The sequence below is a fragment of the Vogesella mureinivorans genome (assembly GCF_007644035.1).
Lineage (GTDB): Bacteria > Pseudomonadota > Gammaproteobacteria > Burkholderiales > Chromobacteriaceae > Vogesella > Vogesella mureinivorans.
Window position 1 is genome coordinate 1 of the sequence record NZ_VMTV02000840.1, and the last position, 298, is coordinate 298.

The window sequence follows — 298 nt, forward strand, 5'->3', positions numbered from 1 at the left end:
TGTCCACTTCAGCGGCGGGCTGTACATCGAGGGCCGGGTGGAAGGCGCGGTGATCGCCGACGAATCCGACCCGAACGCGCTGGTCACGCTGTCCGAGCGCGGCAGCATCGAAGGCGAGGTGCGCGCGCCGCACGTGGTGGTGAACGGCCAGCTGCACGGCGATATCCACTCCAGCCAGCGGATCGAGCTGGCGGCAGCGGCGCGGGTCGAGGGCAATGTGCACTACCACACCGTCGAGATGCAGGCCGGCTCGATGCTGACCGGGCGGCTGATCCACCAGAACGCCGAGCCCAAGCGC

General features: G+C 69.5%; 1 protein-coding gene. It reads left to right on the top strand.

The annotated features are described in order from the left end of the window. Positions 1-298, top strand: a 298-nt coding sequence (locus tag FLQ44_RS19875; protein WP_147695762.1) for a bactofilin family protein, incomplete at both ends; no start/stop codon positions are given.